Annotated in this window: 19 protein-coding genes and 1 other annotated feature; of the genes, 12 read left to right on the top strand and 7 right to left on the bottom strand. The window is 41.5% G+C overall.

The genetic code is table 11. The annotated features are described in order from the left end of the window. Positions 1-45: 45 nt before the first annotated feature. Both trpS and JOC95_RS12065 read right to left on the bottom strand, forming a co-directional pair. Positions 46-1,038, bottom strand: a complete 993-nt coding sequence (gene trpS / locus JOC95_RS12070; protein ID WP_204416555.1) for a tryptophan--tRNA ligase — start codon at positions 1,036-1,038, stop codon at positions 46-48. 61 nt (positions 1,039-1,099) lie between these two features. Next, positions 1,100-1,317 (bottom strand) — a binding site (T-box leader). Between the two features lie 41 nt (positions 1,318-1,358). After that, entirely contained in the window at positions 1,359-1,736 is a 378-nt protein-coding gene (locus JOC95_RS12065; protein ID WP_204416553.1) for a DUF3899 domain-containing protein, read from the bottom strand. A gap of 330 nt (positions 1,737-2,066) precedes the next feature. On the opposite strand from JOC95_RS12065, the gene JOC95_RS12060 reads away from it, so the two are divergent. The 6 genes from JOC95_RS12060 to JOC95_RS12035 all read left to right on the top strand — a co-directional run bounded on the left by JOC95_RS12060 (position 2,067) and on the right by JOC95_RS12035 (position 9,309). Then, positions 2,067-3,761 (top strand): peptide ABC transporter substrate-binding protein, encoded by a 1,695-nt coding sequence (locus JOC95_RS12060; RefSeq protein WP_204416551.1) that lies wholly within the window; start codon positions 2,067-2,069, stop codon positions 3,759-3,761. 153 nt (positions 3,762-3,914) lie between these two features. After that, positions 3,915-4,844 carry an oligopeptide ABC transporter permease gene (gene opp3b, locus JOC95_RS12055; protein ID WP_204416549.1) on the top strand — a complete coding sequence of 310 codons (930 nt, stop codon included), beginning with the start codon at positions 3,915-3,917 and terminating at the stop codon, positions 4,842-4,844. Next, positions 4,844-5,851 carry an oligopeptide ABC transporter permease gene (opp3C, locus tag JOC95_RS12050; protein WP_204416547.1) on the top strand — a complete coding sequence of 336 codons (1,008 nt, stop codon included), beginning with the start codon at positions 4,844-4,846 and terminating at the stop codon, positions 5,849-5,851. Before opp3b ends, opp3C begins: the two co-directional genes overlap by 1 nt. A 22-nt stretch (positions 5,852-5,873) precedes the next feature. Then, complete coding sequence (locus JOC95_RS12045) at positions 5,874-6,941, top strand: ABC transporter ATP-binding protein (protein WP_204416545.1); 1,068 nt, start codon at positions 5,874-5,876, stop codon at positions 6,939-6,941. A gap of 2 nt (positions 6,942-6,943) precedes the next feature. Then, positions 6,944-7,891 (top strand): ABC transporter ATP-binding protein, encoded by a 948-nt coding sequence (locus JOC95_RS12040; RefSeq protein WP_204416543.1) that lies wholly within the window; start codon positions 6,944-6,946, stop codon positions 7,889-7,891. 212 nt (positions 7,892-8,103) lie between these two features. Further along, positions 8,104-9,309, top strand: coding sequence for a putative glycoside hydrolase (locus JOC95_RS12035; protein WP_204417258.1), 1,206 nt, complete (start codon positions 8,104-8,106; stop codon positions 9,307-9,309). A gap of 55 nt (positions 9,310-9,364) precedes the next feature. Here JOC95_RS12035 and JOC95_RS12030 read toward each other — a convergent pair whose 3' ends face one another. Next, positions 9,365-9,553: a hypothetical protein gene (locus tag JOC95_RS12030; protein WP_204416541.1), complete on the bottom strand. Its 189-nt coding sequence runs from the start codon at positions 9,551-9,553 to the stop codon at positions 9,365-9,367. Between the two features lie 158 nt (positions 9,554-9,711). On the opposite strand from JOC95_RS12030, the gene JOC95_RS12025 reads away from it, so the two are divergent. Further along, complete coding sequence (locus JOC95_RS12025) at positions 9,712-10,290, top strand: GNAT family N-acetyltransferase (protein WP_204416539.1); 579 nt, start codon at positions 9,712-9,714, stop codon at positions 10,288-10,290. Positions 10,291-10,900: 610 nt separating this feature from the next. Here JOC95_RS12025 and JOC95_RS12020 read toward each other — a convergent pair. Genes JOC95_RS12020 through JOC95_RS12010 form a run of 3 tightly spaced genes read right to left on the bottom strand, consistent with a single transcriptional unit; the run spans position 10,901 to position 15,951 of the window. Then, positions 10,901-11,623, bottom strand: a complete 723-nt coding sequence (locus tag JOC95_RS12020) for a GDSL-type esterase/lipase family protein (RefSeq protein WP_204416537.1) — start codon at positions 11,621-11,623, stop codon at positions 10,901-10,903. 33 nt (positions 11,624-11,656) lie between these two features. Further along, positions 11,657-14,725, bottom strand: coding sequence for an efflux RND transporter permease subunit (locus JOC95_RS12015; protein ID WP_204416535.1), 3,069 nt, complete (start codon positions 14,723-14,725; stop codon positions 11,657-11,659). An 8-nt stretch (positions 14,726-14,733) separates the two neighbouring features. Further along, positions 14,734-15,951: an efflux RND transporter periplasmic adaptor subunit gene (locus tag JOC95_RS12010; protein WP_204416533.1), complete on the bottom strand. Its 1,218-nt coding sequence runs from the start codon at positions 15,949-15,951 to the stop codon at positions 14,734-14,736. A gap of 417 nt (positions 15,952-16,368) precedes the next feature. Here JOC95_RS12010 and spxA point away from each other — a divergent pair, with 417 nt between their 5' ends. Beyond that, positions 16,369-16,767: a transcriptional regulator SpxA gene (spxA, locus tag JOC95_RS12005; RefSeq protein WP_078381419.1), complete on the top strand. Its 399-nt coding sequence runs from the start codon at positions 16,369-16,371 to the stop codon at positions 16,765-16,767. A 47-nt stretch (positions 16,768-16,814) separates the two neighbouring features. Here the strand turns inward: spxA and JOC95_RS12000 are convergent, their stop codons facing one another. Further along, positions 16,815-17,474 (bottom strand): TerC family protein, encoded by a 660-nt coding sequence (locus JOC95_RS12000; RefSeq protein ID WP_204416531.1) that lies wholly within the window; start codon positions 17,472-17,474, stop codon positions 16,815-16,817. Positions 17,475-17,888: 414 nt separating this feature from the next. Between JOC95_RS12000 and mecA the strand changes: the two genes are divergently transcribed. The 4 genes from mecA to pepF all read left to right on the top strand — a co-directional run bounded on the left by mecA (position 17,889) and on the right by pepF (position 23,690). Continuing rightward, a complete protein-coding gene (gene mecA / locus JOC95_RS11995) occupies positions 17,889-18,578 on the top strand; it encodes an adaptor protein MecA (RefSeq protein ID WP_204416529.1) in 690 nt (229 codons plus the stop codon). Positions 18,579-18,651: 73 nt separating this feature from the next. Beyond that, the gene (gene cls, locus JOC95_RS11990) at positions 18,652-20,160 is read left to right on the top strand and encodes a cardiolipin synthase (protein WP_204416527.1); all 1,509 of its coding nucleotides are present in this window, start codon (positions 18,652-18,654) and stop codon (positions 20,158-20,160) included. 449 nt (positions 20,161-20,609) lie between these two features. Further along, entirely contained in the window at positions 20,610-21,776 is a 1,167-nt protein-coding gene (locus JOC95_RS11985) for a competence protein CoiA (RefSeq protein ID WP_204416525.1), read from the top strand. Between the two features lie 99 nt (positions 21,777-21,875). Beyond that, the gene (gene pepF / locus JOC95_RS11980; RefSeq protein ID WP_204416523.1) at positions 21,876-23,690 is read left to right on the top strand and encodes an oligoendopeptidase F; all 1,815 of its coding nucleotides are present in this window, start codon (positions 21,876-21,878) and stop codon (positions 23,688-23,690) included. Positions 23,691-23,899: the final 209 nt, after the last annotated feature.

The following is a 23,899-nucleotide window of genomic DNA, read 5'->3' as shown; positions in this document are numbered from 1 at the left end:
AAAAAAAGAGTAGAGGGTGTATAAAACGCCTCCTACTCTTTTTATTTATCTTCTTTTCTTCCTACCCAATCCCATTGCATTTTCTATTTTGGCCAATGTCTTCATCGCGACACGATTTGCTCTTTCCGCACCCTCATCCAGGATAATATCCAATTTATCGGATTCTATCAAGTCATAGTATCTAGTTTGAATCGGCTCGAGAGCATTTACTACCACTTCAGCAAGATCACCTTTAAAATCTCCATAACCTTTCCCTTCATAATAGGCTTCCAATTCTTCAATCGATTTGTTTCCAAGGATGGAATAGATGGAAAGGAGATTGGATACTCCAGGCTTGTTTTCTTTGTCAAATTTTACAATTCCTTCAGAGTCAGTCACAGCACTTTTTATTTTCTTTTCCAATTGTTTTGGCGTATCAAGTAATGAGATAAAAGATTTTTGGTTCGGGTCTGATTTACTCATTTTCTTGGTAGGCTCGGCCAGTGACATAATTCTAGCCCCGACTTTAGGGATTTTTACTTCAGGAACTGTTAAAATTTCCCGATACTTTTTGTTGAATCTTTCAGCAAGGTCGCGAGTCAATTCCAGATGTTGCTTCTGATCTTCTCCTACAGGAACAAGATCAGTATTGTAAAGCAGGATATCTGCTGCCATAAGAGGCGGGTACGTCAATAGACCGGCAGTAACGGATTCCTTCCCTGCAGATTTATCCTTGAATTGAGTCATGCGCTCAAGCTCTCCGATATATGCAACACATTGCATCATCCAACCCAGTTGTGCATGTGCAGGGACTTCCGATTGAATGAATAATGTCGCTTTCTCCGGATCAAGTCCAATCGCAACATATAAAGCAGCGAGTTTTCTAATATTTTTCCTAAGCTCGGTCGGGTCTTGATGCACAGTGATGGCATGCTGGTCTACAATACAGAAATAACTGTTATACTCTTCCTGTAATTCAATAAATTGCTTCATTGCCCCGATATAATTTCCTAATGTGACATTGCCGCTCGGCTGAATGCCAGAAAATATTGTCTTCATTTTGGTTCCTCCAATGTAAAAATAGTTAAAAAAACATACAAAAAGGCCCATTCATCCCTAAAAAAGGGACGAATGGACCGTGGTACCACCCTTATTATTTCATGCGAAAAATGCAGAAATCACTTGAGCCTGTAACGTAAGGCAACGTCTAAGCCTACTCATTTCTTTTCAGCCCGATGCTCAAAAGTCCATTCCTGACCGCTGGATGTTTGTTCGCACCACCCACAAACTCTCTAAAAAACCAACCTGATCAGTACTACTCTTTTTCATAGCATTTTGTAATAAATTGTACTTTATTATAGCTTAATATATGGTAAATATCAACTATTATAAAAGACCACTAAGCCTATGAGCATACATACCAACAGTAGTAATGCCCCTATAAGCAAAGGGGATACGTTAATTGGGTCAAGTAATTCCGAAGGATTCCTCATTTCTGCAGAAGGATCCTCTTCCAATTGTTTATCAGCCTGTTTAGCGGCGAAAATTTTTCTGAATCCATAAGTGATGGCATCAAAAAAACCTTTTTGAGTGACTAAAATCAGCATGGTAAAAAAGAGAGTGATTCCAGAAAAGAAGAAGGATGTATTGATAAATACTAGTAAAGAGAAAGTACCATAATAGAAGTAACCGGCACAAATGGTTAGTATCAAAAGAACCAAAAAGTAAATGGCGGCAGTTTTTATAGTCTTGTTCATAATTCCTCCTAAATAAGTTACTAAATTGTATTGTAAAGAAATGAATAGAATATGACAAATTTAAAGAGACTATAAAAGGAATAACCTGTAAAAACATTTTGTTAAATTTATGAAATGTTTGTAAAGAAATTGTAATAAAAAACATTAAACATACGTAAAAATTATAGGACTAAAGAACTATTTTTGTAATGATAATAGTTGAAAAATCAGTATTTTGTAAAATTGTTGTTAAAATAATGAATGCACAATGTTTAGAAAACTTGTATAATAAAAATCGTTACCTCGAATTACTCACAAAATTCGACACATTTCTTATGGGGGGTCAAGTAAATGAAAAAGTCAAAATTTTTACTTCTTTTAGCGCTTTCACTTGTACTGAGTGTATTTTTAGCTGCTTGTGGCGGCGGAAACTCAAGTCAGAACAATAGTGGTAAAGGTGAAGGACAACCACCTGCTGGTGAAGGTGAAGCAACTGGACCACAAGTACTTAATGTTTTAGATTCTGCTGAAATTCCTACAATGGATACAGTAAAAGGAACAGATGCAGTAGCTTTCAACGTAATGAACAACGTTTTTGAAGGTCTTTACAGACTTAGTGAAAATGATGAAGTAGTTGAAGGTATTGCAAAAGAACATAAAGCAAGTGAAGATGGTCTTGTTTACACTTTTACACTTCGTGAAGATGCAGTTTGGTCCAATGGTGACCCTGTAACAGCCAAAGATTTCGTATACGGTTGGCAGCGTGCGGTAGATCCTACTGTAGGTTCTGAGTATGGACCATATATGATGAATGGCAAAATCAAAAATGCTGAAAAAGTATCTGCTGGAGAACTACCTTTAGAAGAACTTGGCGTTAAGGCATTAGATGATTACACACTTGAAGTAACACTAGAGCAACCTGTTGCTTACTTCGAATCTTTAATGACATTCCCGACTTTCTTCCCGCAACACCAAGGATTTGTTGAGGAGCAAGGTGAAAACTACGCTCTTGAAGCAGAAAACCTAGTGTACAACGGACCATTTGTATTATCCAAATGGGAGCATGAAGTAGGCTGGACAATGACGAAGAACGATAAATACTGGGATAAAGACACTGTAAAATTAGATGAAATCAATGTAAAAGTAGTTAAAGAAGTATCCACTGGGGTTAACCTTTACACTGCAAAACAAATTGATATTTCACCTGGATTGACTTCTGAGTTTGTTGACCTTTATAAAGAAGATCCAAACTTGATTCAATATCTAGAGCCAACAATTTTCTGGTTTAAAATGAACCAAACGAAAAATGAAGCATTGGCTAACGTAAATATCCGTAAAGCACTTTCTATGGCTTTCAATAAAGAAGATCTTGCAAAAGTTGTATTGAACAACGGTTCTGTACCTGCTAACTTCTCTGTACCTGTTGAATTCGTTCAACACCCTGAAAGCGGAGATGACTTCCGTGATAAATTCGGCGATTTCAACAAATTCGATGCTGAAAAAGCAAAAGAATTCTGGGAAAAAGGTCTTGAAGAGCTAGGAACAGATGCAGTTACAATCGAAATTCTTGGTGGCGACACTGAAACGGCTAAAAACATGCAACAATACCTTCAAAACCAATTCGAAACGAACCTTCCTGGATTGACAATCGAATTGAAAGAAGTACCATTTGCTCAACGTCTAGATCTAGATTCAGCGATGGATTATGACATGCAATTAGCTGGTTGGGGTCCTGACTACCTAGATGCAATTTCTTTCGCTAACCTTTGGATCACTGATGGTGGAAACAACAAAATGGGTTACTCCAACCCTGAGTATGACAAGCTTTTAAATGATGTAATGACTACTTATGCGAACGATCCTGTAAAACGCTTCGAAGCTATGCAAGAAGCTGAGCGTATCCTTCTTGAAGAAGATGCTGCGATTGCACCGATCTACCAACGTGGTACTACAAGATTATGGCAGCCATACGTGCAAAACGTATACAAACATAACTTTGGTCCAGACTTCAGCTACAAGTGGGCATACATTAGCGGAAAAGAATAATAAAGATATTTCAGTATAAAATTATTGCTTCCAAACTTCAGAAAAAGAGAGTATATTGAAATATATACTCTCTTTTTCCCTGTAAACAAATTGTCGAATTATAGGGAAAATTATAGATAGTTTGATTATTCATATTTTTTAGGAGGTGCAAAAATGACTAAGTATTTATTGCAGCGTATTCTCTATATGATCATCACCTTATTTCTAATCGCTTCATTCACATTCTTCTTGATGAAACTAATGCCAGGTACTCCGTTTACCATGCAGGAAAAAATGACAGAGGCCCAAAAAGCAATCCTATATGCCAAATACGGCCTTGATGATCCTGTCCCAGTGCAATATGCAAAATATATCCTAAGTCTAGCACAAGGGGATCTTGGTATTTCCTTTCAATATGACAACAGAAGTGTCACCGATCTGATTATGCAGCGTATCGGACCTTCTGCACAATTAGGTTTCCAGGCCATGCTGGTTGGAACAATCATTGGTATCTTCCTTGGTGTGATTGCAGCATTAAGGCAAAATACATGGGTGGATTACGGTTCAACAGTTTTGGCGGTATTAGGTAAATCCATTCCTTCTTTCGTTTTTGCAGGATTATTACAATATTATATTGCAGTAAAATTAGGTTGGTTCCCGGTGGCCTTTTGGAACGGCTGGGAATACACCGTACTCCCTACAATTGCACTCTCCATGTTCCCGATTGCAATTTCTGCACGTTTCATGCGTACAGAAATGATTGAAGTATTGGGATCGGATTATATAACGCTTGCAAGAGCAAAAGGTGCATCTTCCTTTGACATCGCATTCAAACATGCTTTGCGAAATGCATTAATACCGGTGGTAACCGTTCTAGGACCACTAGCGGTAAGTTTAATGACAGGTACGCTTGTAATCGAGAAAATATTTGCAGTCCCAGGATTAGGGGAACAGTTCGTTCGTTCCATTACAACGAACGATTATCCGGTCATCATGGGAACAACCCTTTTCTTTGCTGCACTATTCATTTTGATTGTACTGATTGTTGACATCCTTTACGGGGTCATCGATCCGCGTATCCGTTTGGCAGGAGGTAAAAAGTAATGAACAATAATTATGAAAAACTTCCTAAAGATCTTTTTGAACCAGCAAAGCAAGATCCAAATAGAGGCGAGAAAATTTCCAAACCAAGCTTAACCTATTGGCAGACAGGTTGGCTGAGATTAAAGAAAAACAAAGCCGCAATCGTTGGTGTTTTCATTCTTTTCTTAATCACTTTCCTAGCAATCTTTGGACCATTTATGAACAGCCATGGATTCAATGATCAGGATCTCATGAGAGCCAACTTGCCGGCCAAGGTTCCCGGGATTGAAAACCTTGGAATCATGGATGGTACAAGAAATGGTGTAGATATTTATGAGCAACGTGGCGTCACGGATTATTTCTGGTTCGGAACAGATGGTTTAGGGCGCGATTTATGGACAAGGATCTGGGAAGGTACCCGGGTTTCCGTCTTTATCGCTTTATTGGCTGCACTGATTGACATGGTTATCGGGGTTGCATATGGTGGAATCTCCGCTTATTATGGCGGCCGCGTCGATAATGTGATGCAGCGTATCATCGAAGTGCTGATCGGTATTCCTAACCTTGTCATCGTAATTCTGATGATACTGGTCATGGAGCGAGGCATGTTGGCAATCATCATCGCCCTCACCATAACCGGTTGGGTCGGGATGGCTCGGGTAGTCCGGGGTCAGGTATTAAAGCTAAAAGGCCAGGAGTTTGTCTTGGCATCGAGGACACTCGGTTCATCTGATAGAAAAATCATTACAAAGCACTTACTGCCCAACGTAGTAGGCGTAATTATCATAAACACAATGTTCACCATTCCAAGTGCGATATTCTTTGAAGCGTTCCTTAGCTTCATCGGTTTGGGGCTGCAGCCTCCAATGGCATCCCTTGGTACGTTGATTGAAGATGGCTATAAATCATTACAGATCTTCCCACACATCATGATCTATCCTGCAATAATCATCAGTATGTTGATGATTGCGTTCAACCTTGTTGCAGACGGTATGCGTGATGCATTAGACCCTAAAATGAAGGACTAGTATAAAGGCAGGTGAAATGAACATGGAAAAAATACTTGAAGTAAAGAACTTACACGTTTCATTTGATACATTCGGTGGGGAAGTCCAAGCAATCCGCGGCGTTAACTTTGATTTGAAAAAAGGGGAAACGCTAGCGATTGTTGGCGAGTCCGGTTCCGGTAAATCGGTTACAACGAAGACGATTATGAGACTATTGCCAAAAAACAACTCCCATATCAAAAGCGGGGAGATCCTGTTTGACGGAAAAGACCTTTCAAAGCTTTCAGAAAAAGCAATGCAAGGAATCCGGGGTAAAGATATCTCGATGATCTTCCAAGACCCGATGACTTCACTTAACCCGACGATGACTGTTGGAAAACAGATCATGGAGGGAATCATCAAGCATCAGAAATTAAGTAAAAGTGCTGCAAAGGAAAAAGCGATCGACCTTCTTCGTTTAGTAGGGATTCCAATGGCAGAAGAACGCTTTAAACAGTATCCACACCAATTTTCAGGTGGGATGAGACAAAGGGTTGTCATTGCAATTTCATTGGCATGTAACCCAAAGGTATTGATTGCAGACGAACCGACTACAGCATTGGACGTAACCATCCAGGCACAGATTCTTGACTTGATGAAGGATCTTCAACAGAAGATTGAAACATCGATTATTTTCATCACGCATGATCTTGGTGTAGTTGCCAACGTAGCAGATCGTGTCGCAGTCATGTATGGCGGACAGATTATCGAAATGGGTACAGTGGATGAAATCTTCTACAATCCTCAACATCCTTACACTTGGGGCTTATTGAGCTCCATGCCGGATCTGGAGCTTGGAGATGATGCTGAGCTATATGCAATCCCTGGAACTCCTCCTGATCTGACTGATCCTCCTGTAGGGGATGCATTTGCTGCCCGTAATGAATTTGCGATGCAGATTGATTTGGAAATGGAGCCACCGATGTTCCAGCTTTCAAAAACGCATTTTGCAAAAACATGGTTATTGCATGAAGACGCTCCAAAGGTTGAACCGCCTCTGGCAGTTCAAAAACGCAGACGTCACATGCCTAACAATTTTGATAAGCCTGTTATGATAAAGGACGGTGAATAACAATGGCCACTAGTGAAAAATTATTGGAAATCCGTAATTTGAAGCAGTATTTCAATGAAGGAAAGCCTAATATGGTCCGCGCTGTCGATGGATTGAATTTTGATATCTACCGTGGTGAAACACTGGGTCTTGTAGGCGAATCCGGTTGTGGTAAATCTACAACAGGCCGCACGATCATCCGCCTTTATGATGCTACAGATGGCGAAGTACTGTTTGAGGGCGAAAATGTCCACGGAAAAAAATCGAAAAAAGAGCTGTTAAAGTTCAATCGCAAAATGCAGATGATCTTCCAGGATCCTTATGCTTCATTGAACCCGAGAATGACGATTGCCGATGTCATCGCAGAAGGCATTGACATTCATGGTCTTGCAAAGAACAAGAAGGAACGGATGCAAAAGGTTTACGATCTTCTGGAAACAGTAGGACTAAACAAAGATCACGCTGGTCGTTATCCTCATGAATTCAGTGGTGGGCAGCGTCAACGCATCGGTATAGCACGAGCATTGGCTGTTGAGCCTGAGTTCATCATTGCGGATGAGCCAATTTCTGCACTTGACGTTTCCATCCAGGCGCAAGTCGTCAACCTGATGAAAAAGCTGCAGAAGGAAAAAGGATTAACGTACCTTTTCATCGCGCATGACTTGTCGATGGTTAAATACATCAGTGACAGAATCGGAGTCATGTATTTCGGAAAGATTGTGGAGCTTGCAGATAGCAATGAGCTTTATAATAATCCGATCCATCCATATACGAAGTCTCTGTTATCTGCCATCCCTCAACCGGATCCTGATTCAGAGCGCACTCGTAAGCGTTTTGCATATGACCCTAAATCACATGGATACGCAGAAAACGAGGAACTTGAGCTTCGTGAAGTGAAGCCGGGACATTTCGTATTATGTTCTGAAGCTGAGTATAAGAAGTATCAAGCTGAATATGCTGTTGTAAGATAAAAAATCGGCCCATATTACGGGCCGATTTTTTTGATGGCTATCAATTCTCTATTTGCTCATATGCTTGTGCACTTGTAAATAATATATAGAGAATAGCACTAAACTGGTACTCTTGGATTATTTTGAGGAAATTTGCTGAAAAAGCCAAAAAGAAGGCGGATTTCCTTTATAATAGAAACTAACAAGAATTGAGACATAAATGGGGGAGAATGATGAAAAAAATGTTCGGTGGCTTGGTTGCTGCAATTGCACTGAGTATGATGTGTTTCTCTCCGGTGCAGGCTGAAGAGGGAAGCCTGCAGGTGGAGAAGCACAGCACAAAAAAAGTAGAGGTACAGGAAAAGGAATTGCCGGTTAGCATGGCAAGATTTGCGTTTGATTCCGGGTACGAATTCGCATATCCAGATGCAGTGCGGGGAATCTACGTCACGGCGCATTCTGCTGGCGGGGAAAGGTTTGAACGTCTGATCAACCTCCTTGATACAACTGACCTTAATTCAATGGTCATCGATATCAAGGATGATCATGGATATTTGACGTACATACCTGAAGAGGGTTCACCATTCATGGATATTGCCCAGCCTTATATCCATGACACGCAGGCAATGATGAAGAAATTGGAAGAAAAGCAGATCTATCCTATTGGTAGAATTGTAGTCTTCAAGGATTCTGTTCTGGCAGAAAAACGACCGGACCTATCTTTTGTGGATAATGGTCAGGTATGGAAAAATGGAAGAGGGGAATCCTTCGTCAATCCATTCATGAAAGAAGTTTGGGATTATAATGTGAATATTGCAATCGAAGCTGCAAAAATGGGCTTCCAAGAGATCCAGTTCGACTATGTGCGCTACCCTGAAGGATTTGAGAAACGGGATACGACACTGCAATATGGATACGGTGATTATAAAGATCTTGACCTGGATAATGTTCAAAAGCGTGTAGAAGCTGTGACTGATTTTGTGGAATACGCAAGTGAAAAACTTGAGCCATACAATGTTCAGGTTTCTGTAGATATATTCGGCTATACTGCAACGCTTCCGGAAGCTCCCGGGATCGGACAGAATTTCAGCCGAATCTCAGAACATGTCGATGTAATCTCGTCCATGATCTATCCAAGTCATTGGACCTCCTATTTTGGAGTAGAGAAACCTGATAAGGAACCTTACAAAATTATCGCGGAATACGCAAAGTTTGAAAATGCAAGACTTGATGAGTTGGAAGAACGCCCGGTATCAAGACCTTGGATCCAAGACTTTACGGCAAGTTGGCTTGGTGCAGGAAATTATATTCCGTATGGCAAGCAGCAGGTGGAAGATCAGATCCGCGCACTGAATGAAAATGGAATAGATGAGTTCCTTCTATGGAATGCGGGTAACACGTATACAGAGGGTGTAAACTTCAAACCGCTCGGTGATTGACATATAATCAAAAAGCTGCCACTCATTTCGATGAGGGCAGCTTTTTCCTATCTATTCACTTTTTTCCGCCACCGACGCTTTTCCAGCCAGCCTGCATGCTAGTGGATTTATCGAAGCTTTCAGAGCCTTTTTTGCCTCGGCCGAACAATTTTTCCCCGATACCGTTTGCCAGGACACCCATAACAGCCGTAATTGCTATAATCAGCGTAGCTACAAGTCCAAAATCAATAAAGAATTCTATCACACTGACATCCCCTTTTTGCCTTATGTAAAATACATCCTGATTCTATTGTAAGTTATGACTATCATAAAAGAAAGAGGGTATATTAACGATGAGGTATGTTTATGTATGTTATGCTTGATTAGGAGAAAGAAAAAGATGGAAGGGGATCAAAAAAAGATATGAATTGGTATGAAAAATTAAATCAATATTTTCCTGTGGAAGAGATGAAATCAAAAGAGCATATGGAGCTGTTGTTAAAAGAAAAAGGCCATATGTACCATAAGGATGAAGGTGAGCATCACGTTCTCATGTATGCCGAATTCGATCAGTTTATTTTCATCGACTATCTGTTTGTTTCAAAAGCATCAAGGGGCCAGGGACTTGGTCACAAGCTTCTGGAAAAGCTGAAACAAAAAGGGAAGCCGATCATCCTGGAAGTGGAGCCGGTTGATTATGAAGATACGGATACGGAAAAAAGGCTGAAGTTTTATAAAAGGGAAGGCTTTGATCATGCTTCCTCCATCGGATACAGCAGAAGGTCGTTGGCGACAAATGAAGTAAATCAGATGGAGATACTGTACTGGTCACCGAACAACCAGGACGAAGCGGCGATCTTTGAGGGCATGAAACAGATGTATCAACAGGTCCATACATATAAGGACAAGGAGCTTTACGGAGAGTCCTATGAAACGGTCGACAAGGTGCTGAGTTTTGACGAAGAGGATAATGGAAATGATAATATACTTTCCAAGCTTTAATTTAACTTACATATGAAAAAAGTGCTTCCAGAACGGTAATAGGTTCTGGTTCTAGGTACATTCCAATTAAATGATTCAAGAAAAGACGTATGAATTGGCATACGTCTTTCTCTTTTTTGCCAACGTTCTGCAATATTTATTAACTTTGACATAGCAACTGCTTCCTGTATCTAGAATCAAGAGGGCTTTACCTTATCGATTGGGAGATTAGATTAAGCACTCGAGCTAATAAATAGACGGAGAAATTCCGCTTATTTAGTAATTACTATTAAAAAAGGCTGAAATAAACGGAGAAATTCCGGCTATTAACTGAAAAAAATAGAAAATGGGTGATTTTACTGTGCGTAAGCGGAAAAACTCCCCTTATTTCCCCAAAAACAAGCTACCTTCTCCATTTAACCGGAAAAACTCCGCTTATTTTACTTTTGCTGATTATTCGATAAAGTGCAAGACATCTTATATAGACGACCCGAATCAGTATTTATATTCCTAATAAAGAAACTCGCCGATTACTTAGGCGAGTTTCAATTTCGTACAGTTGTCTTTTCGGCACATATTATAAAGAAAAGCACCTCAAAACGGAACGGTTTACCAGAACGGAAGCACTATTTTATTGCGCCTTTTCATATGCTTTTTGCATCAGTGCTACAATTTCTTGATAGCCTTGATCATTTGGGTGGATGTCATCCTCTTCGATATGAGTGAGTGCCACTTCTCTGTTGACGAATGCTTCATAGGGGTCTATGAAAAGTGTGGATCCTGAACTCAGTTTTTTTACAGAACTATTGAACTTTGGTGCATACTCTGCTCCAAGCTTGTGCAGGGGATGACCAGAAGGATAAGGATTGTATAGTCCGACAAGCATAACGGTAGCTTTAGGATTGAGCTCCCTGATCAGTTCATAGTTCTCCTTCAAGCTTCTTTCTAATATCTGCATATTTAGATCCAGTTGTGACTCTTCCGGATCAGGCACGGAACGGACAGTCTGTAAAAAGTTGTTCCCCCCGATGGAGATGGATATGATATCCGCCGTCTTAAGACGGTTCCTCAGCCCTTCATCCGCAGAAAGCAGTGCCAGTAGCCCGGTTGAAGTCAATCCTGGAATGCCGTAATTTTCTACTTTGACAGTATTTTCTTTTCTCAGATATTTAGTGAATTGAGGCACAAAGCCATGGATGCGCAAATAGTTCTCCTCAGAAGAACCGAGGCCGGCAGTCAATGAATCACCTAAAGCGATATATGTCATCTCTTTGGGAGATTCCGCTATAACTGGAGGGTAAATTATGAAACTGCCGAAAATAAGAAATGCAGTAAACAACAGTTTTCTGCCCATCGTTATTTCATCCTCTCTACAAGACACAGTGGTTTATAGCTCCACTTTTTCCATTTTCTTTGCTTGTCTTTTTTCTTTAAATTGATCCAATAGATAGTATAGGACAGGGATGAGAACCAGTGTGATCAAAGTGGCGAAGCTCAGTCCGAATACGATGACGATCGCCATAGGCTGCTGAATTTCCATCCCTTCCCCGATCCCCAAGGTAAGGGGGATCAATCCTAGAATAGTGGTCAGGGTAGTCATCAGGATGGGACGTATCCTTGTAGGTCCGGCAATTAAGATCGCTTCCACAGTGCTATTCCCATCTTTTTTCAATAAGTTGACGTAATCAACGAAAACAATTGCATTGTTTACCACTATTCCGGTCAGAATGAGCATCCCTACCAGGGAGCCGACCCCAAGCGGCTGGAAAGTTACGAGAAGACCAATGATAATTCCGATTATCGTCAGCGGAACAGAAAACATGATGATAAAAGGATAATAGTATGATTCAAACTGGGCGGCCATAACCATGTAAACGAGGACAACAGCAAGCGCCAGTGCCCCACCCAATTTGAAGAAGGCATCATTCATCTGCTCATCCTGTCCGCCGATGGTAATTTTGTATTGTTTGGTAGGGATATAGACATTTTCCTTTAGAGTCTTCTCTATATCCTCCACCACACTGCCCAGATCACGGTTCACAATATCGGCATTAACCGTAATTTCGCGGAGTCGGTCTGTCCTGGTTATTTGACTCGGACCTTGTCCGCGAGTTACTGTTGCCACTGCTTGCAGCGGAATATTTTCTCCTGTCGGGGTACTGATGAGCAAGGTCTCCAAATCTTGAATGGAGCTTGTGTAGGTGTCTTCGATAGTCAGTCTGATATCAAGTTCTTCCCCTTCACGAGCCATTCTCGATGCCACAACTCCCCTGGTAGCACTGGAGACGGCCGAGGCGATCTGGGCACTCCCTACCCCGAACTGACTGGCCTTTACCCTGTCAATGTCGACGACTATTTCCGGATTACCCTCAGTGTAATTGGAGCTGGGCTCTCTTATTCCTTCAATATCGGATAAAAGCGTAATGGTTTGATCGGCCATATCTTTCAATGTATCAAGGTCAGGTCCCGTAATGCTGAGCGATACAGGATTTTGCGAGAAGCCGGAGTCACCGGAGGAGATGGAAATTTCCACACCCGGAATGTCCGATATCAGTTCCCTGATTTCATCTCCGACTTCAGTATCTGCCCTGTTCCGTTCACTCAGAGGGACAAGAAGGATACTGTAATTTGATCTATTCAATTGTGTTCCTGCCGAAACAGAGAAGTTATCAGTCCCTCCTACTGTTACAAAGGATAAATCAATCTCTTCAATACCTTTCAATCTCTCGTCGATTTCCTCCATTACATCATAGGTAGCATCAAGCGAGCTTCCATCCGGCAAGCGCGCTGTCATCGAGATAAAACTTTGATCCTGTTGAGGTAAAAACTCCTTCCCGATAAACGGTGTCCCAAAAAGGGAAGCAACCAGAAGGAGCAATACCAGCGATATCGTCTTCTTAGGATGCTGAAGTGCCTTATATAGTAAATTCCTATACCATAATGAAAACGTACTGAATCTCTCTTCAAATCTAGAGCTCTTATTATTGACTTTCAAAAGCAAGGATGAGAACAAAGGTACAATGATCAATGCCGTGAACAATGATGCTAAAAGCGAAAACGAAACAACAAGAGCCAATGGTTTGAACAGCTGTGCAGCCAACCCATCAACAAAAACAATCGGTAAAAATACAATGACGGTAGTAAGGGTGGATGCGATGATGGCTGGACCCACCTCACTTGTCCCCTCGATTGCCGCATCTTTCAGCGAATATCCCTTTTGCCTTAAGCGATATATATTTTCCAGTATAACAGTGGCATTATCCACCATCATACCGATACCCAAAGCCAAGCCGCCGAGCGTCAATAGATTCAGAGTCTGGCCGCTGAAGTACATAAAGATGAACGTGGTCACTATGGAAAGGGGGATGGAAAACAGAATGATCAGCGTACTTCTTAAATTTCTTAAGAAAAAGTAAAGCACCAGTGCTGCCAGAAGACTTCCGAGTATCATGTTAGACGCTACAGCGCGGATGGATTGTTCGATAAATTGGCTCTGATCAAAGATAGGTTTAATTTCGACACCTTCAGGCAGTGTTTCTTTGATTTCCTCCAATTTTTTATTGATGTCATTCGCCACAGTGACGGTATTGCTTCCAGACTGTTTCAGGATGGACATTCCTACAGCAGGCTCGCCATTCAGATAGCTTAACTGAGTGGTAGGCTGAAGCGTTTCCTTAACCTCACCAAGCTGATCGAGCTGAATGATCCCTTTGGAGTTTGGGATAGGGAGCGTCTTGATATCAGTGATCGATGCATACTCCCCGGTTATTCGGATAGGCAGGTCTTGATTCTGGTCGGTCAAAGCACCACCTGGTAGATTCAAGTTTTCTGAGGCGATGATTTGCTGCAATTGATCGATGGAGATTCCAAAGGAAGAAAGTGTATTCGGATCCAGTGTTACTCGGACTTCACTTTCGGCACCGCCTTCGACCGAAATGGATGCAATTCCATCCACACTGTTCAGTTCAGGTTCGATTTCCTCCTCTGCCAGCCTCTTCGCTTTTACCATCTCACCGGATGGATCTGTTATAGCAAGCTGTACAATGGGGAGGTCACTTGGATTAAATCGCAAAACGCGTGGCAGTTGTGCCCCTGGAGGCAGGAAATCCCTAACAGCGTCGATTCTCTCCCGCATATCAAGCGCTGCGAAGTCCATATTGGTTCCCCAGGTGAAAGCAACCAGTACCAATGAGCCTCCTGTCCTGGATATCGAAGTCACAGATTCAACATTCGGCAGAGTGCCCATGGCATTCTCGATAGGGGAGGATATCAAATTTTCAATTTCCTCAGGGCCGGCCCCTTCATAGGTAGTGGTGACGGCCACTATCGGAAAGGTAAGTTCAGGGAATAGGTCGACCGTCATGCTCCTCATACTGACTGCGCCAAGTATGAGCATAAGTACTATGACCATGCTCATGGCAATTGGTCGCAGTACGGATAGCTTTGCAATTTTCATAGTGCTGCTCACTCACTTTGTTCTGTAATGTCTGTGCCGTCTTTTAACCGTTCTTTTCCGCCAACGGCGACTTTTTGACCTTTTGTCAAGCCTTCGACAATCTGAATCAGTTCCCCATCACGAAAACCGGTTGTAACATCTCGGCGCAATGCTTTTCCGTCTTCAATCAAAAAAACATAGGAGTTGGATTCTTCATAGAGTATTGCATCATTCGGGACGACGATTTGAGCATCAAGATTATCAACCGCCACATATGCGGTGGCACGCATTCCACCTTTAATGAACTGCTCTGTGTTGCTGACGGGGATAATGACAGAAAACATATTGGTCTGTTGATTGACTGTCGGAGAAACAGTTTCGATTGCGGATTCATAAGTATCCGACAAACCTTCAAAAGAGATGGTGGAAGTCTGGCCAGCCTTCAATTTCGAAACCTGGTAACTATTCACCTGAAAAGTCGCCGAAATATTCTCCTGCTGGATTATGGTCCCGATCGGTACATTCGGAGCGGCAATCCCGTCTTCCACTACATTAAGCTCGGAAACGATGCCGTCTATCGGACTTGTGATACTTGCTGCTTCTGCAAGCTGTTGGGCCTGTTTCAAGCCTTGTCGGGCTTGTGTTAATTGTGCTTCTATTTCTACTGTATTAAAGGATGGCATTTGCTGCATCTGGCTTGCTGCGGTTGCAAGTTGTGCTTGCTTTAGCATCACTTCCATCGTACTTTGAAGCAAATCCAGGGAAGTGACAGCCCCCGTTTCGACTCCATCCAAAAGAGCTTGGGATTTTTCTAAAGATTGGTTTAACTCTGCCTGTAACTTGGGTATATCAGTTAAAGAGGCTTGACTTTCTGTAGCCTGTTGCAATTCTTTCATTTTAGAGAGGGCATTTTCCAATTCGGACACAGCATTTTGAGCCTGGGTGACCTGCTCATTCGCAGCTGTTGGATCCAATGAAACAATTAAATCGCCCTTTTTGACTATATCACCAATTTTCACATGAACCTGTTCAACTGTTAGGGGGGAGGTAGTGAGGAGCGGTACTTGGGTTTCAGGTACTGCCATTCCAACTAATTCAATGGTGTTGCTAATGTTCTTTTCAGTGACTTCTGCGACCGACACCGGAACTTTATTGGATTCCGTATTTTGACTTGTAATCTCTTTTTGGCTGCAGGCTGTCGAGAATGCGAGCAAAAAAATTGCAGGAAACAACCATGTTTTTCTCAATGTCTTTCACCTCATACTTATCATGTCTAATTATAAAACTAACATGTATTAGAAACCCTTACAAATCTTAACTATCAGAGGGTAAAGGAAAGAACACATTTGTTAACAAAATGTGAACGGGGAAAAAATATTGAGAATTAGTTTCAATTAATTGAAACTTTTCACCAACCTTATCCGTCATATATAAGGAGAAAACTTGTACAAGAAGTTTAAAAAAGTAAGATTACGAAAAAGCGAACATGTTGTGACAACTTGTCTAACTTTTAAAATACTGTACCTTTTTACACGAAAATCGTGTATAATACTTAATAGAAATTCCTTTTTTATAGTAATTTCAAATTGAGAGTGATTCACAATTAGAATCCTACAGCATGTTCTTTTTCGAATAAATTAAGAATAAAAGGAGAGGGAAAGTTCATGGTAACCTTATATACATCTCCAAGTTGTACGTCTTGCCGAAAAGCGAAAAATTGGTTAGAAGAGCATAACATTCCATATACAGAAAGAAATATTTTCTCTGAGTCTCTATCCATTGATGAGATAAAGGAAATCCTTCGCATGACGGAGGATGGAACAGATGAAATCATTTCTACTAGATCAAAAATCTTTCAAAAGCTGAATATCAATGTGGAGGCTATGCCTCTCCAAGAATTATATTCTGTCATAAAGGAACATCCAGGTCTCTTAAGACGACCGATAATCATTGACGAAAAGCGATTGCAGGTAGGATACAACGAAGATGAAATTCGTCGATTCCTTCCAAGGAAGGTTAGGACGTTCCAGTTGCGTGAAGCTCAGCGTCTCGTGAACGGTTAATAGAATAATAAAAAAAGCTTCTACATTTTCAAATGTAGAAGTTTTTTTTAGCTTTTCCGGCCGATTGTCTTTTGGATGCCTGACACTGCAAGGACACTTACTGTCAATAAAAACGGAAATAAGGTCCTCCAGCTTTCCTGATCTACCAATGCTTGCATTACCGGTTCATCCATCATCATTTTTCCGGCGGTAAAACTGAGTATGCTTGCACCAAAATAGATAATTATAGGATATTTATCCATTACCTTTAATATAATTTTACTCCCCCATATAATTATCGGGACGGATACGATCAAACCGATGACCACGAGTAGAAACTGACCGTGTGCGGCGCCGGCAACTGCCATGACATTATCAATGCCCATGACGATATCTGCCATGACGATGGTTCTGATTGCGACCCCAACTGATGTGCTTCCTTTAATCACCTTTGACTCATCTTGTTTTTTTAGAAGATTAATGGCTATGTAGACCAATAGGACACCGCCTACAAATTGCAAAAATGGGATGGCAAGCAAGTACACTGCACCAATGGTGATAAGTATCCGAAAAATTATTGCCAATAACGTCCCGGTGACAATTGCCTTATTCCTGTACTGCTCTGGAAGATTTCTGCAGGCCAGTGCAATGATGATTGCGTTGTCTCCTCCAAGTACTATGTCAATGCCGATGATAATCAATATGGAAGTAATAAGCTCCAAATCCACACTATCGCCCCTCCTTGTCCCATTCCTTTATAAATATAGTTGGCGTATCTTGGATTTATGTCTTAATTTTGATAGTGATTCAGAGGGTTTGAAGGTGCGTGAAGCATAAAATGGGCATATGAACGATTTTTAAAAAAATGAGCTTTTTTATTTCCATTCTTCCTTTTTTTATCATAAAATAAGAGTACAAGGTATTCCATCTTTGCATAGGATATAGGTTTACGGGCTGTGTGAAATGGATAAATTGTAACAAAGGCTAAAAAGTTTCGAGGAGGGTCCCTTCCAAGGAAAGACGGAGGAAAATGAGAAGCGGACAGTATAGAGGATAGCTTATCTCATGCTTGTACAAGGGTTATGAGGTTCGTGTAATGATGAGCGCTGATCATTTACCTAATAAGAAGGGAGTGTTGTTGGATGGAAATCGAACGAATTAATGATCATACGGTAAAGTTTTATATTTCATATGGTGATATAGAGGAAAGAGGCTTTGACCGCGAAGAAATCTGGTACAATCGCGAAAGAAGCGAAGAGCTTTTTTGGGAAATGATGGACGAAGCACACGATGAAGAGGATTTTATGGTGGAAGGTCCTTTATGGATCCAGGTACAGGCCCTTGATAAAGGCTTGGAGGTTGTTGTCACAAGAGCTCAGCTTTCCAAGGACGGCAAAAATTTCGAAGTTCCCGTATCAGAAGACAAAAAGATAGATATTCCTGTGGATGAGCGAATTGAAGCATTGATTGATCAGCATTTCAACTCCAATCCCAAAGTGGATAATAAAGATGATAAGTTAGAAGAAGAAACAGATCTATTGCAGTTCATGATCCGTTTCAGGGATCTCGAATATATAATTTCTGTCAGTCATCGCTTACAGCACCTGGAGAATTTAGATAACAGCCTATATTTCTTTGAAGGAAGCTATTATCTATATGTTGATTTTTCCAGTGAGCATTATACGGATGAGGAAATAGATAACGTTCTGAGTGTTCTCCTTGAGTATGGGGATGAATCGGCAATGAGCATCCACCGTCTCCAAGAGTATGGTTCCGAAGTTGTGAAAGCCACTGCAATGAAGGATATGACCATGCATTTTCCACTTAAATAAAAAGACCGATTTCACTTTGTTGAAATCGGTTTTTTTTCCACACAGATAGATGTACTTAGGGAGATGAAGTTTGTTGAAGAATACGGTTAGGGTTTCGGTTTTTGTATTGGCGATAGGGGCAGTCCTATTTGCCACCCAGGGAATATGGGAGGGATGGCTGCTAGGTTCGATATCTATACTTTTTACTATCAGCGTCGTCTTTATTGGATTTTTGATTTCATTGGAGAACCGGCACCCGACTAGAACCCTGACATGGCTTGTTGTACTGGGCAGTTTTCCCGTTTTGGGGTTTTTCTTTTACCTCCTGTTCGGGCGTAATGTACGAAAGCGGAGGCTGTTTCAAAGAAAGGCACTATTGGATAAAGAAGCGATAAGGGAAATTGAAGGGGAAAGAATCTATACGAAAGAAGACATCGCAATGCTTGGGGAGAGCAAGAGTAGCATTTTCCGCCTGTCCCAAAATATCGGAAGAAGTCCCATTTCCTTTCAGACGGATACCGAAGTGCTGACAGATGGCGATAGGACCTTCTCTAAGATCCTGGAAGAAATCAATAAGGCCAAGCACCATATCCACCTCGAATATTACATCGTGAAAAATGATGAAATTGGCAATCAAATCAAACAGTTATTGATAGAAAAAGCGAAATCAGGCGTATATGTACGTTTCCTTTTTGATGCTGTCGGCAGTCTTGGGCTTGGCAAAGCTTATTTAAAAGAATTGCGAGATGCAGGTGTGGAAATCGTTTCTTTTTCTCCGGTTGCATTTCCAGTTTTCAACAATAAAGTTAATTTCAGAAACCATCGCAAAATAATTGTTGTAGATGGAGAAGTAGGTTTCGTCGGTGGCCTTAATATCGGGGATGAATATCTCGGAAGGGATGAATACTTCGGCTATTGGCGCGATACCCATCTTTTTGTAAAGGGTGAGGCGGTCCGGACCCTTCAGTTGATATTCCTGCAGGACTGGTACTATGCAACCGATCAGTCACTGCTGACACCGAGTTACCTGACACCTACCCTGACGGAGAGGAAACATGGAGGAGTCCAGATGATAGCCGGTGGACCGGATCAGGAGTGGGAAGTGATAAAAAGCTTGTACTTTTCCATGATTACTTCTGCTCAGAAATCAATCTGGATCGCCTCCCCTTATTTTGTACCGGATGATGATATCTTCACCGCGTTGAAAGTCGCTGCATTAAGCGGCTTGGATGTCCGACTGTTGGTTCCTAAACGCCCGGATAAAAGAATTGTCTACTATGCTTCCCACTCCTATTTTCCAGAGATGATGGAGGCGGGGGTACAGATCTATGAATATGAAAAAGGCTTCCTGCATAGCAAAGTAGTGATAGTGGACGATGAAATCGCCTCGATTGGAACTGCGAATATGGACATGCGAAGCTTCCATCTGAATTTTGAAGTCAATGCGTTTCTATATAATACAGAAAGTGTATTATCGTTGGTGGAGGATTTTGAAAAAGATCTTCTAGAGAGCAATCCAATCGTCAAAGGCGTGTTTGCCAACCGTCCTTTTTACCAAAAGCTTGCGGAGTCCTTGGCTAGGCTCGCTTCGCCACTACTTTAATTTCATGTGTGCTGTCTGAAAGTGACTTCATTTCACTTTTGGGCAGTTTTTTTGTTGTATGGGTGGGTGGGATTGCCGACCCCGTTGAAGGACTTTCTTCTTGATGGTTGGGGTTGTTCAGCAAAAGGTCCATCATAAGCGGAATGAAAGCCCTTTTCCGTTAGAAGGTTAGGCAAAAGGTCCATCATAAGCGATATGAAAGCCCTTTTCCATGTGAAGGGCAGTCAAAAGGTTCATCATAATCGGAATGAAAGCCCTTTTCCGTGAGAAGGTTAGGCAAAAGGTCCATCATGCACTTAAAATACAGCATTCTCAAACATCTCTACAGAACCTCACTAAAAATCTATTTCAATGGCACATTTAATCAAAAATACGATTTTCAAAATGCGAGAGGATATTGTCGAGTGATGCAGAATATAGGGAGAGAACATTTAAAAAGGAGTGAGACAATGTTTGTAGCAAAAAGAGAAGATGGTATCCTAATAACCTTGCATGATTGCAATGACACGTCACTACAGGAGAAAATAAGGAGGTACAAGTATAATTGCCCTGCTTGCGGTTCGGAGGTGAAATTGAAAAGCGGGAATATACGGAGAATGCATTTCGCACATCTTGATACAGAATGCCGGGCTTCAAGTGAAGCGGAAACCTCCTATCATCTAGAGGGAAAATCAAAGCTCCATGAGGCATTGAAAATAAATGGCTCTCCCGAATTGGAATACTATATCCCAAAGACCAGCCAAAGAGCGGATGTATTTTTAAGAACAGAGCAGGACTTTGCATTTGAATTTCAATGCTCTTCCATCCAGCCCTCCGTCATCGAACAGAGATCCTCATCATATCAATCAGAATCCATCATACCCGTCTGGCTCATCGGCAAAGAGAAGCTTGGAAACATCCAATCCTATATGAAACTATCCGCGTTTCAATGGTCTTTTCTACAAAATCATAAAGAAGGCGCGTCCCCATACATTTTAAGTTTTTGTCCGCGATATTCGGTTTTTCATTATCTCTATCCACTATTTGGTTCAAACAGCCTCGATTCATATATATTCTCTAAAACCAGCAAAGAGTGGCAGCTTCAACCATCCTTTATAAAAAAACAGCCGCCATCTTATTGGAAGACAAAATGGCTCCATTCCAAAAAAAGATGGAGATACACCCACTGCCTCTACCCAGCAAATCAGATGCTGCGCAATTATTGCTACTCAAAGGTTCAAATCCCGCTCTCATTATGTCCTGCAGTCATCGGAATACCCGTTAAATCCTCCTTTTGGTTTCAGACACCCGTCCAACAGTGGCAGGCGTGGCTATATTTTGACTCCATCTATCATACACCCATCCATTACATCATTCACATTCCATCCCTGATGACCCGTTTTAATCAACGCATCCAACAAGCTCATGTGAAAGTAAAACAGCTTCCATTAGTGAGATTCGGATATTATACAGATGCTGTAATGGAATACCTGGAGCAACTTTGCATCACTGGCATACTTGAGAAGGAGAGCGACCTCGTCTTCAGGAAGGCTGTAAATGAAAAAAAATATAGCACGTTGGAGGAAGCAACAGCCCATGACAAGGATATTCTCGATAGGATCGAGTTGGAATTGTGAAGAGGCTACAATTAATGAAAAGAAAAGAGGGAATAATAAGCTTGCGTCGAATAGGTAAAAGATGCATATTTTCAATTTTTATCAAGGGGGTACCAATTCATGGCAGAACAAACAGCCGTTAAGAAATTACAAGAACGCAAAGACATCTCTGTAGAGGATACATGGAGATTGGAAGATATTTTTTCAAGTGATGAGGCATGGGAAAAGGAATTTCAGGATGTAAAAGGGATGATCGGCAAGATTCAGGAATTTAAAGGAACACTTTCGGAATCTGCAGGGAATCTGTATGAAGCACTTCAATATCAGGATAGCATCTCAAGCCGTCTAGGCAAGCTGTATACATATGCGCATATGCGCTACGATCAGGATACAACAAACAGCTTTTATCAAGGCTTGAACGATAGGGCAACCAATCTTTACACACAAGTCGCAAGTGCTTTATCGTTTGTGGTCCCAGAGATCCTGACAATGAAGGAAGAGGAGATTGCCAAATTCCTTCAAGAAAAGGAAGAGCTTTCCCTTTATAAGCATTCCCTGGACGAAATCAATCGTCAGCGTCCTCATATTTTATCCGAAAAGGAAGAGGTCCTGCTTGCAGAGGCATCCGAGGTGCTATCGGCATCTTCGAATACTTTTGGCATGCTGAACAATGCAGATTTGACGTTCCCATCTGTTAAGGATGAGAATGGGGAAGAAGTGGAGATTACACACGGGCGTTATATCCGCTTCCTCGAAAGTGAAGATCAGGAAGTAAGAAAAAATGCTTTCAAAGCGGTATATGAAACCTATGGGAAATACAAGAATACATTTGCGAGCACTTTGGGTGGTACTGTCAAAAAGGACAACTTCCAAGCGAAGGTCCGCAATTATGATTCTGCGCGTCAATCCGCGCTGAGCAATAATAACATCCCTGAAACGGTGTATGACAACCTTGTGGATACAGTCAATAAGAACCTGCACCTGCTACACCGTTATGTAGAGCTTCGCAAAAAGGTGCTTGGTGTGGAAGAGCTTCATATGTATGACCTTTACACTCCACTTATCAAGGATGTAAAAATGGCTGTGACATATGATGAAGCGAAGGAGTATATCCTTAAAGGACTTACTCCGCTTGGGGAAGAGTATTCCGAAATCCTTAAAGAAGGCTTTGAAAACAGATGGGTGGATGTGCAGGAGAATAAAGGGAAGCGTTCTGGTGCGTATTCTTCCGGTACGTATGGAACCAATCCATATATCCTTATGAACTGGCAGGACAATGTCAATAACCTGTTCACCCTTGCCCATGAGTTTGGTCATTCCGTGCACAGCTACTATACAAGAAAAACACAGCCGTACCCTTATGGAAACTATTCCATCTTTGTTGCGGAAGTGGCATCCACGTGCAATGAGGCATTGCTGAACGATTATCTGTTGAAAACCATCGATGATGATAAGAAGCGTCTGTATCTGCTTAACCACTTCTTGGAAGGGTTCCGTGGCACCGTATTCCGTCAAACCATGTTCGCAGAATTCGAACACAAAATCCATGAGCTGGCTCAAAGTGGCGAGGCCCTGACTTCGGATCTATTGACTGAAACTTACTATGAGCTAAACAAAAAGTACTTTGGCGATAGTATCCATATTGATGAGGAAATCGGTTTGGAGTGGGCAAGAATCCCTCACTTCTATTACAACTATTATGTTTATCAATATGCGACAGGCTATAGTGCTGCCACAGCACTTAGCAAGCAGATCCTTGAAGAGGGACAGCCTGCTGTCGACCGTTACCTTGAATTCCTGAAGGCGGGAAGCTCCGACTATCCAATCGAGGTATTGAAAAAGGCAGGAGTGGATATGACACAATCCACCCCGATCGAAGAAGCATGCAAAGTGTTCGAAGAAAAGCTGAAGGAAATGGAAGAGCTTCTTTCTTAAAAAAAGGCATTAATAAATATAAATTTTTGTTCTCTAGTGTATATTAGCTGTTGATTGGAGCAATAGGCGGAGACTCCTGCGGGAGATGGCGATTAGTGGAGACCCCACAGGCGAAGTGTACTGAACCCTTAAAATTGGACACTTGTTTTCTAAGCGGCTTGCTCAAAACTAGCCCGATAAGCTACCGGACTTTTACGCTTTAATCTTGA

Source organism: Sutcliffiella tianshenii, from assembly GCF_016908565.1.
GTDB classification, from domain to species: Bacteria; Bacillota; Bacilli; order Bacillales; family Bacillaceae_I; genus Sutcliffiella_A; species Sutcliffiella_A tianshenii.
The sequence above is the reverse complement of the archived record's forward strand: the minus strand, read 5'-3'. Positions and strand labels throughout refer to the sequence as shown.

Excerpts from the sequence above, each read along its gene's own strand:
- trpS (WP_204416555.1), bottom strand. The coding sequence starts at position 1,038 with ATGAAGACAATATTTTCTGGCATTCAGCCGAGCGGCAATGTCACATTA.
- JOC95_RS12065 (WP_204416553.1), bottom strand. The coding sequence starts at position 1,736 with ATGAACAAGACTATAAAAACTGCCGCCATTTACTTTTTGGTTCTTTTG.
- JOC95_RS12060 (WP_204416551.1), top strand. The coding sequence starts at position 2,067 with ATGAAAAAGTCAAAATTTTTACTTCTTTTAGCGCTTTCACTTGTACTG.
- opp3b (WP_204416549.1), top strand. The coding sequence starts at position 3,915 with ATGACTAAGTATTTATTGCAGCGTATTCTCTATATGATCATCACCTTA.
- opp3C (WP_204416547.1), top strand. The coding sequence starts at position 4,844 with ATGAACAATAATTATGAAAAACTTCCTAAAGATCTTTTTGAACCAGCA.
- JOC95_RS12045 (WP_204416545.1), top strand. The coding sequence starts at position 5,874 with ATGGAAAAAATACTTGAAGTAAAGAACTTACACGTTTCATTTGATACA.
- JOC95_RS12040 (WP_204416543.1), top strand. The coding sequence starts at position 6,944 with ATGGCCACTAGTGAAAAATTATTGGAAATCCGTAATTTGAAGCAGTAT.
- JOC95_RS12035 (WP_204417258.1), top strand. The coding sequence starts at position 8,104 with ATGAAAAAAATGTTCGGTGGCTTGGTTGCTGCAATTGCACTGAGTATG.
- JOC95_RS12025 (WP_204416539.1), top strand. The coding sequence starts at position 9,712 with ATGAATTGGTATGAAAAATTAAATCAATATTTTCCTGTGGAAGAGATG.
- JOC95_RS12020 (WP_204416537.1), bottom strand. The coding sequence starts at position 11,623 with ATGGGCAGAAAACTGTTGTTTACTGCATTTCTTATTTTCGGCAGTTTC.
- JOC95_RS12015 (WP_204416535.1), bottom strand. The coding sequence starts at position 14,725 with ATGAAAATTGCAAAGCTATCCGTACTGCGACCAATTGCCATGAGCATG.
- spxA (WP_078381419.1), top strand. The coding sequence starts at position 16,369 with ATGGTAACCTTATATACATCTCCAAGTTGTACGTCTTGCCGAAAAGCG.
- mecA (WP_204416529.1), top strand. The coding sequence starts at position 17,889 with ATGGAAATCGAACGAATTAATGATCATACGGTAAAGTTTTATATTTCA.
- JOC95_RS11985 (WP_204416525.1), top strand. The coding sequence starts at position 20,610 with ATGTTTGTAGCAAAAAGAGAAGATGGTATCCTAATAACCTTGCATGAT.
- pepF (WP_204416523.1), top strand. The coding sequence starts at position 21,876 with ATGGCAGAACAAACAGCCGTTAAGAAATTACAAGAACGCAAAGACATC.